Source organism: Aquabacterium sp. G14 (assembly GCF_037482285.1).
GTDB lineage: Bacteria > Pseudomonadota > Gammaproteobacteria > Burkholderiales > Burkholderiaceae_C > Aquabacterium.
In genome coordinates this window covers 343,135-357,573 of sequence record NZ_JBBEYB010000002.1, presented here as the reverse complement: position 1 = coordinate 357,573, position 14,439 = coordinate 343,135, and the positions used below count along the sequence as shown (strand labels likewise).

The window sequence follows — 14,439 nt, the reverse complement described above, 5'->3', positions numbered from 1 at the left end:
CGCGCAGCCCACCCATTACAACGGCCCGCAAGGGCCGTTGTGCGTTTTCGGGCCTCCCACGTATCACATGGCGTTGCCGCGAGCCAGGGGCGGGTTCTTCTCGAAGTAGCGGGCAATGCCGGCCATCAGGGCCTCGGCCAGCTGATCCTGATAGCTGTCGTCCTTGAGTTTGGACTCTTCTTCCGGATTGGTGATGAAGCCCGTTTCCACCAGGATGGAGGGGATGTCCGGGGCCTTGAGCACGGCAAAGCCTGCCTGCTCAACGCGGGGTTTGTGTAGCCGTCCGACCTTGCCCAGGTGACCCAGCACGGCCGAACCCAGCTTGAGGCTGTCCTTGATCTGCGCCGTGGTCGACATGTCGAGCAAGGTGCGCATGATCGCGGCATCCTTGGCCTTGATGTTCACGCCGCCCACCAGGTCGGAGGCATTCTCCTTCTTGGCCAGCCAGCGTGCCGAGGCGCTGGAGGCGCCGTTCTCTGACAGCACGAACACCGAGGCACCCCGTGCCTGCGGGTTGGTGAAGGCGTCGGCGTGGATGGAGACGAACAGATCCGCCTGCACGCGGCGGGCTTTGTTGACACGCTCGTGCAAGGGCACAAAGTAGTCGGACTCGCGTGTGAGCATGGCGCGCATGCCCGGTGTGGCATTGATGCGATTGCGCAACTTTTGGGCCACGGCCAGCACCACGTTCTTTTCATACAGCCCGCTGGGGCCGATGGCGCCGGGGTCTTCGCCACCATGGCCGGCGTCCAGCGCCACGATGACCAGACGTTGCGCGCTGGCGCGTGGGTTGCCAGTGGCCACAGTGGTTTTACGGTCGACGCCCGGCTTGTCCGCCTTGTCGGCTTTCTCAGCGGGGCGTGGCGCGGCCTTGGCCACGGCCTTGTCTTGCGATTTGCCATGCAGAGAACCAATGAACTCGTCAAGCGCGTCGTTCATGGCCGCAGCGGCCTGTTCGGAACTGCCGGCTTCGGGCTTGGTTGTGGCCAGGGGAGGCGCAGATGGCACCGAGGGCTGTGGCCCGGCGCCGGTGCCCGGCACGTTGCCAGCGCCAGGAGCGGACATGTAGGCCCCAGGGCTGGTACCGATGGCTGGTTTGCCGGGGGCTGCCGGTGCCGCGGGGGGCGTCAAGGCGTGGCTGCGCTGCAAGGCCAGAATCGGGTCGGCGTCCAGCGTGGGGTAGAGGTCAAACACCAGTCGGTGCTGGTAGGCCGCCACCGGCGCCAGGCCGAACACCTGAGGTTTGGTCTGCTGCTTCAGGTCCAATACCAGACGAACCACATTGGGCTTGTTCTGCCCCACGCGCACGCCGGCGATGAAGGGGTCGTCCGAGCGAACCTTGCTGACCAACTCCTTGATCTGCGGACTCAGGGCCAGGCCCTCGATGTCGATGACCAAACGGTTGGGATGCTCGACCGCAAAGAAGTTGGCGTTGAGCGCCGTGTCAGACTCCAGCGTGACGCGGGTATAGGCCTCGGCCGGCCACACGCGCACGGCCACCAGGTCGGCACCCCACGCCAGCTGCTGAGGTCCCAGGCACAGCACCACGGCGCCACCCAGCGATTGCTGAAGCAGCTTGCGGCGGGACGCGGACACCGGAGCGAGATGTTTCTGACTCATGGTTGGGTCATCCCCTTGATCGCCTCCATCCGCAAAGTCTCGCCCGTGGGGGTGAGGGCTTCCAGGCGCACTTCGCGGCGCGTGTCGGAGACGGGAGTGAGGTGCAGTCGCAGATCAGGGCGAGGCAACAGGCCTGCGGCCTGCTCGGGCCACTCGGCCAGTTTCAGACCGGGCGCGGCAAACAGGTCGCGGAAACCTGCGTCTTCCCATTCCTGCGGATCATTGAAGCGGTAAAAGTCAAAGTGATGAATCTGGATGCCGCCTGGGGCTTCGTGGGGTTCGACCACCGCGTAGCTGGGGCTCTTGATGCGACCTTCGACCCCCAGAGCCCGCAGCAGATGCCGCGTGAAGGTGGTTTTGCCTGCGCCCAGCGTGCCGTGCAGCTCGATGTACACCGTGCCCCCTTGGCTGAGCAGGGGGCGCAGACCCTCGGCCAGACGCTGGGCCATGGCGCCGCAGTCGCTTTCGTCCGACCAGAAGAAAGCGTCGGCGGGGGAGGGGGGCGAACTTGCTACGATCGACACATGCATCCTGAACTTCAGTCACCTTTGACCAATGGGCCACGCCTGCAGGCCGATCCTGCCGAGGTCATGGCTCAACTGCGCCAGTGGGCGACAACGTTGGGATTTTCTCAGATTGGCGTAGCCGATGTGGATTTGTCAAGTGCAGAGCCCGGTTTGATGGCCTGGCTGGCGCGTGGTTTCCACGGCGAGATGCGCTACATGGCCAGCCACGGCCTCAAGCGCGCGCGTCCGGCCGAGCTGGTGCCGGGCACCGTGCGTGTGATCACGGCGCGCATGGACTACCTGCCCGCCAGTGTGGCCGCCGAGGGCTGGCAGGCGGTGGAGTGGGCGCGCTTGCAACGTCCCGACGCCGCGGCCGTGTCGATGTACGCCCGCGGGCGGGACTATCACAAGGTGCTGCGCGCGCGCCTGCAAAAGCTGGCCGATCAGCTGGCCGCTTTGATCGGGCCATTGGGCTACCGCGTCTTCACCGATTCGGCCCCTGTGCTGGAGGTTGAACTGGCCAGCCGAAGTGGCGTGGGCTGGCGTGGCAAACACACCTTGCTGCTGTCGCGCGAGGCCGGCTCCACTTTCTTTTTGGGTGAGATCTATGTGGACGTGCCCTTGCCGTTGACGGAGCCGGTCACGGCGCACTGCGGCGCCTGCCGTTCGTGCATGGACATGTGCCCCACCCAGGCCATCGTGGGAGAGCGTCAGGTGGATGCACGCCGTTGCATCTCTTACCTCACCATCGAGCACGATGGCCCGATCCCGGCTGAGCTGCGACCCTTGATGGGCAACCGCATCTACGGCTGTGACGACTGCCAGCTGGCCTGCCCGTGGAACAAGTTCGCACAGCGCGCCCGCGTGCCCGATTTCGATGTGCGCCCGGCCTTGAACGATCCGACGCTGCTGCAACTGTGGCGGTGGGACGAGGCCACCTTCTTGCGCCTGACCGAAGGCAGCCCGATCCGGCGCATTGGTCATGCACGCTGGCAGCGCAACATCGCGGTGGCGATGGGCAATGCGCTGGCCGCCTGGCGCGATCGCGTACTCACGGCCGACGAGGCCAGCTTGCGTGCCCAGATGGTGCAGGCCCTGCAAGCCTGGCTGGCAGCCCCCACGGTGACGGGGGAGGCCCAGGCGCAGGTGGCGGAGCATGTGCACTGGGCCTTGGCCCAGCAACACGCCCCGCAGTGACGCTCAATCAGCGCTGGTTCAGCTGTTGACCAGCACGACCTTGCCGCGCACCTGACGGGTGCCCATCAGCGCAAAGGCTTCCTTGAGCTGCGACATCGGCAGCTTGTGCTCGATGACGGGCTTGATCTTGCCTTCCATGTACCAGGCAGCCAATTGCATCAGGCACGCAGCGTTGTTTTGCGGTTCGCGGCGGGCGAACTCGCCCCAGAACACGCCCATGACCGAGGCGCCCTTGAGCAGCGTCAGGTTCAGTGGCAGCGAGGGGATGGCGCCATTGGCAAAGCCCACCACCAGCAGGCGGCCGCGCCAGCCGATGGAACGGAAGGCCTGCTCGGTCAGGTCGCCGCCGACCGGGTCATAGATCACGTCCGGGCCCTTGCCTTCGGTCAGGGTCTTGAGCTCGTCGCGCAGGTTCTGCGTGCTGTAGTTGATGGTGGCGTCGGCCCCCAGTTCCTTGCAGAGCGCGCACTTCTCGTCGGTCGAGGCCGCGGCGATCACCTTGGCACCCGCGGCCTTGGCGATCTGGATGGCGGCGGTGCCCACGCCCCCGGCGGCGCCCAGCACCAGCACGGTCTCGCCTGCCTTCAAGGCAGCGCGGTCCATCAGGCCGTGGTAGGTGGTGCCATAGGTGCACAGGAAGGCGGCGGCGTCCTCAAACGAGAAGGCTGGCGGCAGCGGCATCAGCACCGTGGCTTTCGAGATCGTGTGTGTGCCAAAACCGCCTGTGCCGCCGAAGCCGGCTACGTGGCTGCCCACGCTCAGGTGCTTGACGCCATCGCCCACGGCTTCGACCACGCCTGCAAACTCGGCTCCCGGCACGAAGGGCAGGGGCGGCTTCATCTGGTACTTGCCCTGCACGATCAGCAGGTCGGGGAAGTTCAGGCTGGCGGCCTTGATGGCCACGCGCACCTCGCCCGGTCCGGGCTCGGGGGTGGGGGCGTCTTGCCAGGTCAGGGCATCAGGGCCGCTCAGTTCGTTGCAGATCCAGGCTTGCATGTTGAAAATGTCTCCGAGGGTCGTTGAGCCCTGAACTGGGTCACAGGGCGTTCTTGTCAAAGGTGTTGCACTGGCGGATGTCGCCGGTGTCCATGCCGCGCTTGAACCAGGTCATGCGCTGCTGGCTGGTGCCGTGTGTGAAGCTTTCGGGGGACACGGCACCCCCACTTTTGCGTTGCAGGGTGTCGTCGCCAATCTGGGCGGCCGCATTCAGGGCCTCTTCCACATCACCGGCTTCGATGATCTGGCGGCTGTTTTGCGCGTGGTGGGCCCATACGCCGGCGTAGCAGTCGGCTTGCAGCTCCAGTCGCACGCTCATGGCGTTGTACTGGGTCTCGCTCAGGCGCTGGCGCATCTGGTCCATCTTGGCCGAGGTGCCGACCAGGTTCTGCACATGGTGACCCACCTCGTGCGCGATCACATAGGCTTGGGCGAAGTCGCCCGGGGCGCCCAGGCGCTCACGCATCACGTCGAAAAAGTCCAAGTCCAGATAGACCTTGTTGTCGCCCGGGCAGTAAAAGGGGCCCATGGCCGACTGGCCGGTGCCGCAGGCCGTGGGGACGGCGCCGCGAAACAGCACCAGCTTGGGGTCCTGGTATTGACCGCCCGCTTGCTGAAACAGCACGCGCCAGACGTCTTCGGTGTCCGCCAGCACGGTGCGCACGAAGCGGGTGGCTTCGTCATTGGCCGGTGGGGTGTTGGGACCGGGGGCGTTGACGGTCGGGGCGTCGCCACCACCCAGCAGGTTGAGCACCGTCATGGGGTTGATGCCCAGAAAGTAGCTGGCCACCAAGGCGATCACCACGCCGCCCAGGCCCAGCTTGCCGCCGCCGAGCCCGATGCCGGACGGGCGCCCGCCACCATCACGGACGTCTTCGACGTTGTCGCTTTCTCGGTTGCCTTGCCAACGCATGGGACGGTCCTTTCGGAATGGACGTGGGGCACATCGCTTGCGCCAAATGGTAGCAGCGGCCACCTAGAATCCAGGGCCCGGTTCCGTCTTGCGGATCGACTGCGGCACTTTCTTTTGCCCCACCCCCTGATCATGTCGTTTTTGTCCGTTTTCAACCGCTCGGCCACGTCCTCTGCGACAGGTGCCGACCGCCTGTCCATGCCGACCCGCTGGCTGTGGCTGGTGGCCTTGGCGTCCCTCGCCTGGCGGGGCTGGATGGCCGCTGTCATGCCCTTGACGGGCGATGAAGCGCTGTTCTACTGGTGGGCGCGCTTTCTGGACTATGGCTATTACGACCACCCGCCCATGGTGGCCTGGTGGATTGCCGGGATGCGTGCGGTGCTGGGGGATGCCGAATGGGCCATTCGGATGCCAGCGGTGCTCTTGCCCTTGGGCGTGGGCTGGGCGCTGTGGTGGGCGTGGTCGCCGGTCAGTCGCGAGCGGGCGGCCTGGGCCATCTTGCTGTACTGGCTGGCCCCGGTGAACTGGCTCAATGCCCTGATCGCCACGGACTCGCCGTTGATCTTGTGGGCCGCCTGGGCCACCGCCTCCCTGGTGCGTGCTGAGCAGGCTGCTGACCGGGGGCGTTCGCCGTGGGGGCTGTATGCGTTCAGCGGTTTCTTCATGGGCCTGGCGTTTTTGTCCAAGTACTTCGCCGTGCTGCTGGGGATGGCCTTTGTCGTGTACTTCGCGCTGTGCGCGCGGGCCCGCTGGCGGGGGCTGGTGCTGATCGTGTTGGCGGCCCTGCCGGCCGTGGCGGTGAACGTGCTGTGGAACCTCCAGCATTGCTGGACCAACATCATGTTCAACCTGTTCAACCGCAACGAGGGGGCGGAGGCGTCGCCCGCCAACGTCGTGGTGTACCTGGTGATGATGGCCTACCTGATCAGCCCGGTGTTGTTGTGGCTGGGCTGGCGCCATCGCAGCGCGTGGCGTGAGGGCCTGAAGGGCCAGGCCTTGCTGGTGTGCGCCGCGGTGGTTCCGCTGGCGCTGTTTGGCGTGTTGGCGATCAAGAAGGAAATCGGCCTGCATTGGGTCATGGGCTTCTATCCCTTCCTGTTTGTGATGTGGACCTGGGCTTTGCCGGCTTCAGCCTTGCGCACGGCGGCGCGCGGCCTGGGCGTCTTCCTGGTCTTGCACTTGCTGGTCGCAGGGGGGGCCGCGCTATCTGATCTGAGCCAGTGGCATCGCATGTCATCACACGTCCGGGTGGTCGAGAAGAACTACCACCGGTTCGTCGAAGCGGCCCGCGCTGATGAGATGGTCAAACAGGTGCAGGTGCCCGGTGTGGTGCTGGCGTCGAATGCTTACTCTGCGGCCTCGATCTTTGGCTATGCCGCGGGTCACCATGTGCCGGTGCTGGGCATCGGCGGCAAGCATGCGCGCCAAGATGACCTGATCGTGGATTACGCGGCGCTGGAGGGCAAGACCATCCGCGTGATGGCCACGCGCAAGCTGTCGCCGGACGATTACCGGGGCTTCTTTGACTCGGTGCGCTTGCTGACCTTTGAGCAAGACGGGGCGACCTTCTACGCCTTGGAAGGCGTCAACTTCTCGTACGCAGCCTACCGCGAGCAGGTGATGGCCGAGGTCAACCGCCGTTACTACGCCTTCCCGTCGTGGTTGCCGGTGTGGGGCTGCAGTTTCTGCCAACGTTATTGCGGTGCCGATCGCTGTACGCCCTGAATGGTTTTTGACCCGAGACCACCTGAACGGGGGGCGTAGAATCGTCGCTCTCCTTCTGCCCTGAGGCCATTGTGAGCGCTATGTCTGCTGTGTCTGAATCGTCCCTGCCTGTCGTCATCGTCGGTGCGGGGCTGGCTGGTTTGACGGTGGCCTTGCACCTGGCAGAAACGCAGCCCGTGATCGTGCTGGCCAAGCGCGAGATGCACGAAGCTGCCACGGCCTGGGCCCAGGGTGGCATCGTCGGCGTGCTGGGCAGCGACGACAGCATCGAGTCCCATGTGCGCGACACCCAGGAAGCCGGCGGCGGCCTGGTTGACGAGCGCACCGCCGAGTTCATTGCACGCCACAGTGCCGAAGCCATTGAGTGGCTGGTTGCACGCGGTGTGCCGTTCTCGCCCGATCCGGCCGGTCCGCTGGGCCTGCACCTGACTCGCGAAGGCGGCCATGCGGTGCGCCGCATCGCCCACGCGGCCGATGCCACCGGTAAGGCCATTCACGATGTGCTGCTCGACGAGGTCAAGCGTCATCCCAACATCACCTTGCGTGAGAAGTGGATGGCGATCGACCTGATCACCGAGCGCCACCTGAAGAAGAACGCGGTGGAGTCGGGTGCGACGCAGCGCTGTCACGGCGTGTACGCCCTGGACATCGAAACCCACCGCGTGGAGACCCTGGTCGCCTCGGCGGTGGTGCTGGCCACCGGCGGTGTGGGCAAGGTGTACCGCTACACCAGCAACCCCGACACCTCGACCGGCGACGGCATTGCCATGGCTTGGCGCGCCGGCTGTCGCGTGGCGAACATGGAGTTCATCCAGTTCCACCCGACCTGCCTGTACCACCCGCAAGAGCGCAGCTTCCTCATCACCGAAGCGCTGCGTGGCGAGGGTGCCATCTTGCGTTTGCCCGATGGCACGCGCTTCATGCCTGAGCACGACGAGCGCGGCGAACTGGCTCCCCGTGACATCGTCGCCCGCGCCATTGACTTCGAGATGAAGAAGCATGGCCTGGACCATGTCTGGCTGGATGCGACCCACCTGGGCGAGGACTTCCTGAAGGAGCACTTCCCCACGATCCACGCGCGTTGCCTGTCCCTGGGCATCGACATTGCCAAGCAGCCGATTCCGGTCGTGCCAGCGGCGCACTACACCTGCGGTGGCGTGGTGACCGACCTGCATGGCCGCACCGACCTGCCGGGTCTGTATGCCGTGGGCGAGACCACCTACACGGGCCTGCACGGCGCCAACCGCCTGGCCAGCAACTCGCTGCTGGAGTGTGTGGTGTTGGGCCGCACTTGCGCCGACGACATCACCGCACAGATCCCGGCCAGCGCCCCCAAGGTGTCGGGCTGGGACGAAAGCCAGGTGTCGGATGCCGACGAAGAGGTCGTGATCGCCCACAACTGGGACGAGTTGCGCCTGGTGATGTGGAACTACGTGGGCATCGTGCGCACGACCCGTCGCCTGGAGCGCGCACTGCACCGCATCAAGCTGCTGCGCCACGAGATCGACGATTACTACGCGGCCTTCCGCGTCACGCGCGACCTGCTGGAGTTGCGCAACCTGGTCGATTGCGCCGAACTGATCGTGCGTTCGGCCTTGTCGCGTCAGGAAAGTCGCGGCCTGCACTTCAGCCGCGACTACCCGCGCACGCTGCCGGTGAGCTTCCCCACCATCTTGAGCAAGAAGCCCAAGAAGAAGGACGCCTGGTTGCCTTGAGGGGGCGCATGGCCCTCATCGGCCGCGCTTGACGCCGCCGATGGGGCTTGCCGGACTCAGCCGCCGATGCGTTCCAGCACGCGCAGCGAGAAGTCCACGGCCTTGACGTCCTTGGTCAGCTTGCCGATCGAGATGCGGTCCACGCCGGTGGCGGCGATGTCGCGCAGCTGGTCCATGGTCACACCGCCCGAGACTTCGAGCAGCGCAGCACCCTGAGCGACCTCCTGGTTGATGCGCACGGCTTCGCGCATCATCTCGTTGCTGAAGTTGTCCAGCAGCACGCTCACGGCACCTGCGGCCAGGGCTTCACGCAACTGGTCGAGCGTTTCCACTTCCACCTGAATCGTGATCTGCTCGCGCAGCGGCGAGGCTTGCGCGGCCACCAGGGCTTGGGCGTTCTTCAAGGCGGCGGTCACGCTGCCGGCGGCGGCAATGTGGTTTTCCTTGATCAGGATGCCGTCGTACAAAGCCAGGCGCTGGTTGGCGCCGCCACCCACGCGCACGGCGTACTTTTGCGCCAGACGCAGGCCAGGCAAGGTCTTGCGGGTGTCGAGCACCACGCAGCCACGCGGGTTGGGCGAAGCGCCCTCGATGGCCTGCATGTGACGGTGGGTGAGGGTGGCCACGGCCGACAAGGTCTGCAGGAAGTTGATGCCGGGGCGCTCGGCCGTCAGCATGGCGCGGGCATCGGCTTCGATCAGGCAGACCTCGGTGTTGGCGGCCATCAGGGCACCTTCTTCGTAGGCCCACTGGATGCGGGCGCTGGGGTCGAGCTTCAGCAGGCAGGCCTCGAACCAGTCACGGCCGCACAGCACGGCTTCTTCGCGCACCAGCAAGCGTGCCTTCACGCGTTGGTTGGCGGGCACCAGCTGCGCCGTCCAGTCGCACACGCCCACGTCTTCGAACAGGGCGTCGCGCACATTGCGCTCACGGGCTTCTTGCAGGGTTTCGTTGTGGTCGAACATGGGGAGTCGCAATGGGCAAAAAGACAAGTGACGGCGGCTGCAATCAGGCCGCGCCGATGTTGGACACGAAGCCCTGGGCGGGCTTGGTGATGGCAGCCGGGTTCTTGGCCACGAAGTCGAGCATGCGGTCGATGCAACCATGGGCCTTGACGCGGATGTCTTCGGGCACGGTGATCTCGCCAGTGCCCTTTTCCAGGCAGTCCAGCACGCCTTGCAGGGCGTTCATGGCCATCCAGGGGCAGTGGGCGCAGCTCTTGCAAGTGGCGCTGTTGCCCGAGGTGGGGGCTTCCAGCAGCACCTTGTGGGGCGCCAGTTGGCGCATGCGGTGCAGGATGCCGTTGTCGGTGGCGACGATGAACTCGGGCGCGTCGGACTCGACCACAGCCTTGAGCAGCTGCGAGGTCGAGCCCACCACGTCGGCCTGGGCCACCACGCTGTCGGGCGATTCGGGGTGCACCAGCACCAGGGCGTTCGGGTGGTCCTTCTTGAGCAGGTCCAGCTCCAGGCCCTTGAACTCGTCGTGCACGATGCAGGCGCCATTCCACATCAGCATGTCGGCGCCGGTTTCCTTCTGGATGTAGTGGCCCAGATGGCGATCGGGCGCCCACAGGATTTTTTCGCCCTGGTCCTTGAGGTGCTGGACGATGGCCAGCGCGCAGGAGCTCGTCACCATCCAGTCGGCGCGGGCCTTCACCGCGGCGCTGGTGTTGGCGTACACCACCACCTTGCGGTCGGGGTGGGCGTCGCAGAACTTGATGAAGTCCTCGGCGGGGCAACCCAGGTCGAGGGAGCAGGTGGCGTCCAGGTCGGGCATCAGCACGCGCTTGCCGGGGCTCAGGATCTTGGACGACTCGCCCATGAACTTCACGCCGGCCACGATCAGGGTCTGGGCGGCATGGTCACGGCCGAAACGGGCCATTTCCAGCGAGTCCGACACGCAGCCACCGGTCTCCATGGCCAGGTCTTGCAGGTCGCCATCGACGTAGTAGTGGGCGACCAGCACGGCGTTCTGCGCCTTGAGCAGCTCCTTGATGCGGGCCTTGACGCGTGCCTTCTCATCCGGTGCCAGCGGGGCGGGCACCTTGGCCCAGGCGTGGGCCGTGCAGGTGGCGCCGCTGGCGTCCTGCAGGTCGTAGTCGTAGGAAACGGTGTCGGTGGGGTTCATGGTCGTTGTCGTCTCGTGAACGGTCTGGACGCAAAGGAGCGTGTCTGGGCGTGTCTGGGCGCATCCGGCTCAGGCGCGCCAAGCGGGGGTCAAGTGTGTCGGCTGCGCCGGCGTTTGTCGAGCCAAGCCACGATTTCACATGACAGCCATACGGTGAAAAACGCGAACAGGATGTCACTGAAAAAATGGCCGCCTTGCAGGATGCGTCCCAGGCCCACCACGCCGCCGGTCACGATGCCGATGAGCAGCCAGCGGCGGCGCCACAGCGGGCCACAGGTCAGGCCCAGGCTCATCAGCCAGAAGCCCGCCGCGGCATGGCTGCTGACGAAGCTGCGGTTGCGCTCGGGCGTGGCGCCTTGCACGAAGGGGCCTTGGTAGGTGTCCTTGCCGCCAAACTCAACCACTTGCACGGGGCGGGGGCGCCCCATGTGGTTCTTGAAGATGCCTTCGATGATGAGACCTGGGCCCAGCAGGCCGCACACCACGGCCACGGTGGCCAGGTGGCGCCAGGAGCCGCCCGCACGCTGTGCCAGGCTGTGCTCGCCTTGCTTGGCAAAGTGGCGCGCCAACAGGGGCGCCACCAAGGCATACACCGCCAAGGCGATCACCAACCCGCGACCAATCCACGGCGTCCAGTCGTACAGGGCCAGCACCACGGGTTGGTTGCGGTGAAAGAAGCCCAGTTCTGGATCGTAGTAGCGCGCCGAGATCAGCAGGTCCAGACCCGGGAACTTGGCGAAGATGGCCAGGGCGAAGAAGAGCAGCGCCCAGATCAGGTGGGTGAGGCGCTGCAGGCTGACCTCGTCGGCCGCCTGATCATCTGGCGGAAGGGATGCAGACTCAGTCATCTTGACTTGGGGCGGACGTCGTTTCCGCAGAACGTGGACCGTAGCCAAGGAAGCCACGCAGGAAGTAGACGTGCAACTCAACCGCGCGGTCTGGCCCCACCGGCACCCGCACAGACTTCATGAGACGGGTGGTCGCAAAGCGGCTGGTGATCTGGGTTGGCTCGCGTTTGTTCGTCAGCAGCAGCACATCGGCACCCACCTGATCAGGCAGGCTGTGCGTCATCTCATAGTGGTTGTTGTGCGTGCCTCTGGGATTCCAGTACAGCGTGCGCACGTGTTGCTCGCGCCAGTGGTAAGCCGCATGGGTGATCAGCAGACGCTGGTCGGTCAACACCGGCAGACCGGTGGTGGTGGGGTCGGTGATGGCGGGCGTGAGTTGTTGGAATGCCGCATCCCAGCCCCGCATGCGCACAAGCACATCAAGCTTGGCGGGCAGCGTGGGGCCGACGATGTCACGCAGGTGCAGCACGGCCGATGTCAGCACGATGTTGCTCAGCAAGGCAGCCATCAGCCAGCGGTTGGGGCGGGGAGCCGACAAGCGTTGCAGCGGCGGGCTCAGGCGCGCAGCGATCAACAGTGTGAAGCCGACCATGGACGGTGCGGCCCAGTTGACATGGGCATCGGCATGGAAAGCTTGCACCAGCGCGATCAGCTGCAAGGGCACGCTGAGCGCCCACAAGTAGCGGAAGCTCGATTCAGAGGCGAGGTAGTAAGGTGAGTTGCGTGCGGCGACCTTGCGAGGTGTGGCCACCTCATCTGGCATGACCGCCGGACGGGTCGGGTCCATGATGGTGGTGGCAGCCCACTGGCTGGCGGGCACAGACACCATCTGGCTGTCGCTCGCTTGAGGTTGGCCACGACGTCGACGCAACCACCAGCCAGCCAGCACGGCCACGGGGCCCAGCATCAGGATCTGACCAACTGCGAACACCAGCACGGGCTCCAAGCCCCCACTGCGTGATGATTGCGTGGTGATCTCGGCCGTGTGCTGCAGGGTGGGGAAGCCGTTGTGCGCGTTCCACCACAAATTGGGCGACAGCAAGGCCACGGCCGTGATCAGGGTGAGCCATGGGCCCAGTCGGAACAAGCCTCGGCGTGGACCGTGGATGGCCCACAGCGCCCAGATGGCGGTCACGGCAAAGGCCGCCATCGTGTACTTGCTCATCAGGCCCAGACCACAGAACACACCCAGGGCGATCCAATAGCCGATGCGGTCGGTGACCTGCGCGCGCCACAGCATCCATCCGGCCAGCGTCCAGCACAGGACCAAGGGCGCGTCGGTGCTGGCGAACATGCCGAGCAAGCCGACGGCCGGGATGGTGGCGAACAGCGCTGCTGCGACCACACCAGTGCGCACGCCGCTGCTGGTTGGCCACAATGCCCGCGCAAAGCCGACCATGGCCAGCGCTGACAAGGGGTAGAGCAGCATGACCAGCAGCTTCACGCCGAGCACGCCGTTGCCAAACAGTTGCGTGCTCAACCAGATCAGCCCGGCAATCATCGGGGGCTTGGAGTAGTAGCCCCAGGACAGGTCTTGCGCCCAGTCCCAGTACTGCGCTTCGTCAAAAAACAGCGAGATGCCGGAAGACTGAACAACCCACAGGCGGTAACAGAACAGCCCGATCAGGAAAACCAGCAGCAAGCCCAGAGAGGGGCCCCACAGGCGTGGCCAGCGCGAGGCACTGCGAGCGGGCGCTTGAGAAGCAGCAGAGGAAGGGCGACTCATGGGCATCAGTCCTGACGGTGCCATGCCTGATCGGCATCCTGGGGCGCGGTGTGGCTGGTGTGGTACGGGGCGATCTCACCACGGTTGTAATAGATGCGGATCAGCAGTTCGGCGATCACGCCGGTGGTCAGGAACTGCAGGCCACCGAGCACGCAGAAGAAGCCCAGCCACAGCAGCGGGCGGCCGCCGATGTCTTCACCGCTGATCTTCAGGGCCGCCAGGTAGGCCAGGATCAGGCCACCGATCATGGACACGCCCAAGCCCACCCCGCCGAAGAAGTGGCCGGGGCGGCTGGCAAAGCGCAGGAAGAAATTGACGGACAGCAGGTCGAGCACCACGCGCAGCGTGCGCGAGATGCCGTACTTGGACTCACCGTGGGCGCGGGCATGGTGGCTGACCGGCTCTTCGGCCATGCGGGCTGGGGAGGTGACGGTGGCCATCCAGGCCGGGATGAAACGGTGCATTTCGCCGTACAGGCTCACGCGCTTGAGCACGCTGGCGCGGTAGGCCTTGAGGCTGCAACCCAGGTCCTTGAACTCCAGCTGCGTGATCTTGCGGATGATGCGGTTGGCGATCTTGGAGGGCACCTTGCGCAGCCACAGGCCGTCTTGGCGGTTCTGACGCCAGCCGGCGACCAGGTCCATGTCTTCCTTGAGCAGACGGGCCACCAGCTTGGGGATGTCCTTGGGGTCGTTCTGCAGGTCGCCGTCGAGGGTGACGATGACGTCGCCGCGCGAGGCGTCGATGCCAGCCTGCATGGCGGCGGTCTGGCGGAAGTTGCGCCACAGGTGGACCGGGCGGACGTGCGGGCCGCGCAGGCGTGCCTGTTCGTCGAGCTTTTCACGCGTGCCGTCGCGACTGCCGTCGTTGACGATCAGCAGCTCCCACTCAAAGGGGTAGTTGCCCAGGGCGTCGTGCACGGCCGTGACGAAGGGCTCGACGTTGTCGACCTCGTTGTACATCGGCACGACGATGGAGAGGCGGTGCGGTGGGACGTCGGTCAGGACGTCGCCCGACGGGGCGGTGAAGGTGGTCATGGTGCGATTTTCCAGCATATGGGGGC

Annotated in this window: 12 protein-coding genes; 3 read left to right on the top strand and 9 right to left on the bottom strand. The window is 65.6% G+C overall.

Annotated features, from left to right (window positions below):
* Nucleotides 1-63 precede the first annotated feature (63 nt).
* Both WIT60_RS03945 and tsaE read right to left on the bottom strand, forming a co-directional pair.
* Nucleotides 64-1,620 carry an N-acetylmuramoyl-L-alanine amidase gene (locus tag WIT60_RS03945; protein WP_339582636.1) on the bottom strand — a complete coding sequence of 519 codons (1,557 nt, stop codon included), beginning with the start codon at nt 1,618-1,620 and terminating at the stop codon, nt 64-66.
* A complete protein-coding gene (tsaE, locus tag WIT60_RS03940) occupies nt 1,617-2,150 on the bottom strand; it encodes a tRNA (adenosine(37)-N6)-threonylcarbamoyltransferase complex ATPase subunit type 1 TsaE (RefSeq protein WP_445207640.1) in 534 nt (177 codons plus the stop codon). The genes WIT60_RS03945 and tsaE overlap by 4 nt, the downstream gene beginning before the upstream one ends.
* 60 nt (nt 2,151-2,210) lie before the next feature.
* On the opposite strand from tsaE, the gene queG reads away from it, so the two are divergent.
* A complete protein-coding gene (queG, locus tag WIT60_RS03935; protein ID WP_339582744.1) occupies nt 2,211-3,323 on the top strand; it encodes a tRNA epoxyqueuosine(34) reductase QueG in 1,113 nt (370 codons plus the stop codon).
* Nucleotides 3,324-3,341: 18 nt separating this feature from the next.
* On the opposite strand, the gene WIT60_RS03930 is transcribed toward queG, so the two are convergent.
* Nucleotides 3,342-4,319: an NADPH:quinone oxidoreductase family protein gene (locus tag WIT60_RS03930; protein ID WP_339582634.1), complete on the bottom strand. Its 978-nt coding sequence runs from the start codon at nt 4,317-4,319 to the stop codon at nt 3,342-3,344.
* 40 nt (nt 4,320-4,359) lie between these two features.
* Nucleotides 4,360-5,232: a KPN_02809 family neutral zinc metallopeptidase gene (gene ypfJ, locus WIT60_RS03925; RefSeq protein WP_339582633.1), complete on the bottom strand. Its 873-nt coding sequence runs from the start codon at nt 5,230-5,232 to the stop codon at nt 4,360-4,362.
* A 132-nt stretch (nt 5,233-5,364) separates the two neighbouring features.
* Here ypfJ and WIT60_RS03920 point away from each other — a divergent pair, with 132 nt between their 5' ends.
* Nucleotides 5,365-6,957 (top strand): ArnT family glycosyltransferase, encoded by a 1,593-nt coding sequence (locus tag WIT60_RS03920; RefSeq protein WP_339582632.1) that lies wholly within the window; start codon nt 5,365-5,367, stop codon nt 6,955-6,957.
* A gap of 80 nt (nt 6,958-7,037) precedes the next feature.
* Nucleotides 7,038-8,672 carry an L-aspartate oxidase gene (nadB, locus tag WIT60_RS03915; RefSeq protein ID WP_339582631.1) on the top strand — a complete coding sequence of 545 codons (1,635 nt, stop codon included), beginning with the start codon at nt 7,038-7,040 and terminating at the stop codon, nt 8,670-8,672.
* 56 nt (nt 8,673-8,728) lie between these two features.
* Here the strand turns inward: nadB and nadC are convergent, their stop codons facing one another.
* The 5 genes from nadC to WIT60_RS03890 all read right to left on the bottom strand — a co-directional run bounded on the left by nadC (nt 8,729) and on the right by WIT60_RS03890 (nt 14,413).
* Nucleotides 8,729-9,637, bottom strand: a complete 909-nt coding sequence (nadC, locus tag WIT60_RS03910) for a carboxylating nicotinate-nucleotide diphosphorylase (protein ID WP_339582630.1) — start codon at nt 9,635-9,637, stop codon at nt 8,729-8,731.
* 43 nt (nt 9,638-9,680) lie between these two features.
* Nucleotides 9,681-10,802, bottom strand: coding sequence for a quinolinate synthase NadA (gene nadA, locus WIT60_RS03905; RefSeq protein ID WP_339582629.1), 1,122 nt, complete (start codon nt 10,800-10,802; stop codon nt 9,681-9,683).
* Between the two features lie 89 nt (nt 10,803-10,891).
* Nucleotides 10,892-11,650: a phosphatase PAP2 family protein gene (locus WIT60_RS03900; RefSeq protein WP_339582628.1), complete on the bottom strand. Its 759-nt coding sequence runs from the start codon at nt 11,648-11,650 to the stop codon at nt 10,892-10,894.
* Nucleotides 11,643-13,376 carry an ArnT family glycosyltransferase gene (locus tag WIT60_RS03895; protein ID WP_339582627.1) on the bottom strand — a complete coding sequence of 578 codons (1,734 nt, stop codon included), beginning with the start codon at nt 13,374-13,376 and terminating at the stop codon, nt 11,643-11,645. Before WIT60_RS03895 ends, WIT60_RS03900 begins: the two co-directional genes overlap by 8 nt.
* Before the next feature lie 5 nt (nt 13,377-13,381).
* On the bottom strand, nt 13,382-14,413 hold the full coding sequence (locus tag WIT60_RS03890) for a glycosyltransferase family 2 protein (RefSeq protein WP_339582626.1): 1,032 nt from the start codon (nt 14,411-14,413) through the stop codon (nt 13,382-13,384).
* Between the last annotated feature and the right edge of the window lie 26 nt (nt 14,414-14,439).

Excerpts from the sequence above, each read along its gene's own strand:
- WIT60_RS03920 (WP_339582632.1), top strand. The coding sequence starts at position 5,365 with ATGTCGTTTTTGTCCGTTTTCAACCGCTCGGCCACGTCCTCTGCGACA.
- WIT60_RS03895 (WP_339582627.1), bottom strand. The coding sequence starts at position 13,376 with ATGAGTCGCCCTTCCTCTGCTGCTTCTCAAGCGCCCGCTCGCAGTGCC.
- queG (WP_339582744.1), top strand. The coding sequence starts at position 2,211 with ATGGCTCAACTGCGCCAGTGGGCGACAACGTTGGGATTTTCTCAGATT.
- nadA (WP_339582629.1), bottom strand. The coding sequence starts at position 10,802 with ATGAACCCCACCGACACCGTTTCCTACGACTACGACCTGCAGGACGCC.
- WIT60_RS03900 (WP_339582628.1), bottom strand. The coding sequence starts at position 11,650 with ATGACTGAGTCTGCATCCCTTCCGCCAGATGATCAGGCGGCCGACGAG.
- tsaE (WP_445207640.1), bottom strand. The coding sequence starts at position 2,150 with ATGCATGTGTCGATCGTAGCAAGTTCGCCCCCCTCCCCCGCCGACGCT.
- WIT60_RS03890 (WP_339582626.1), bottom strand. The coding sequence starts at position 14,413 with ATGACCACCTTCACCGCCCCGTCGGGCGACGTCCTGACCGACGTCCCA.
- WIT60_RS03945 (WP_339582636.1), bottom strand. The coding sequence starts at position 1,620 with ATGAGTCAGAAACATCTCGCTCCGGTGTCCGCGTCCCGCCGCAAGCTG.
- nadB (WP_339582631.1), top strand. The coding sequence starts at position 7,038 with ATGTCTGCTGTGTCTGAATCGTCCCTGCCTGTCGTCATCGTCGGTGCG.
- ypfJ (WP_339582633.1), bottom strand. The coding sequence starts at position 5,232 with ATGCGTTGGCAAGGCAACCGAGAAAGCGACAACGTCGAAGACGTCCGT.
- WIT60_RS03930 (WP_339582634.1), bottom strand. The coding sequence starts at position 4,319 with ATGCAAGCCTGGATCTGCAACGAACTGAGCGGCCCTGATGCCCTGACC.
- nadC (WP_339582630.1), bottom strand. The coding sequence starts at position 9,637 with ATGTTCGACCACAACGAAACCCTGCAAGAAGCCCGTGAGCGCAATGTG.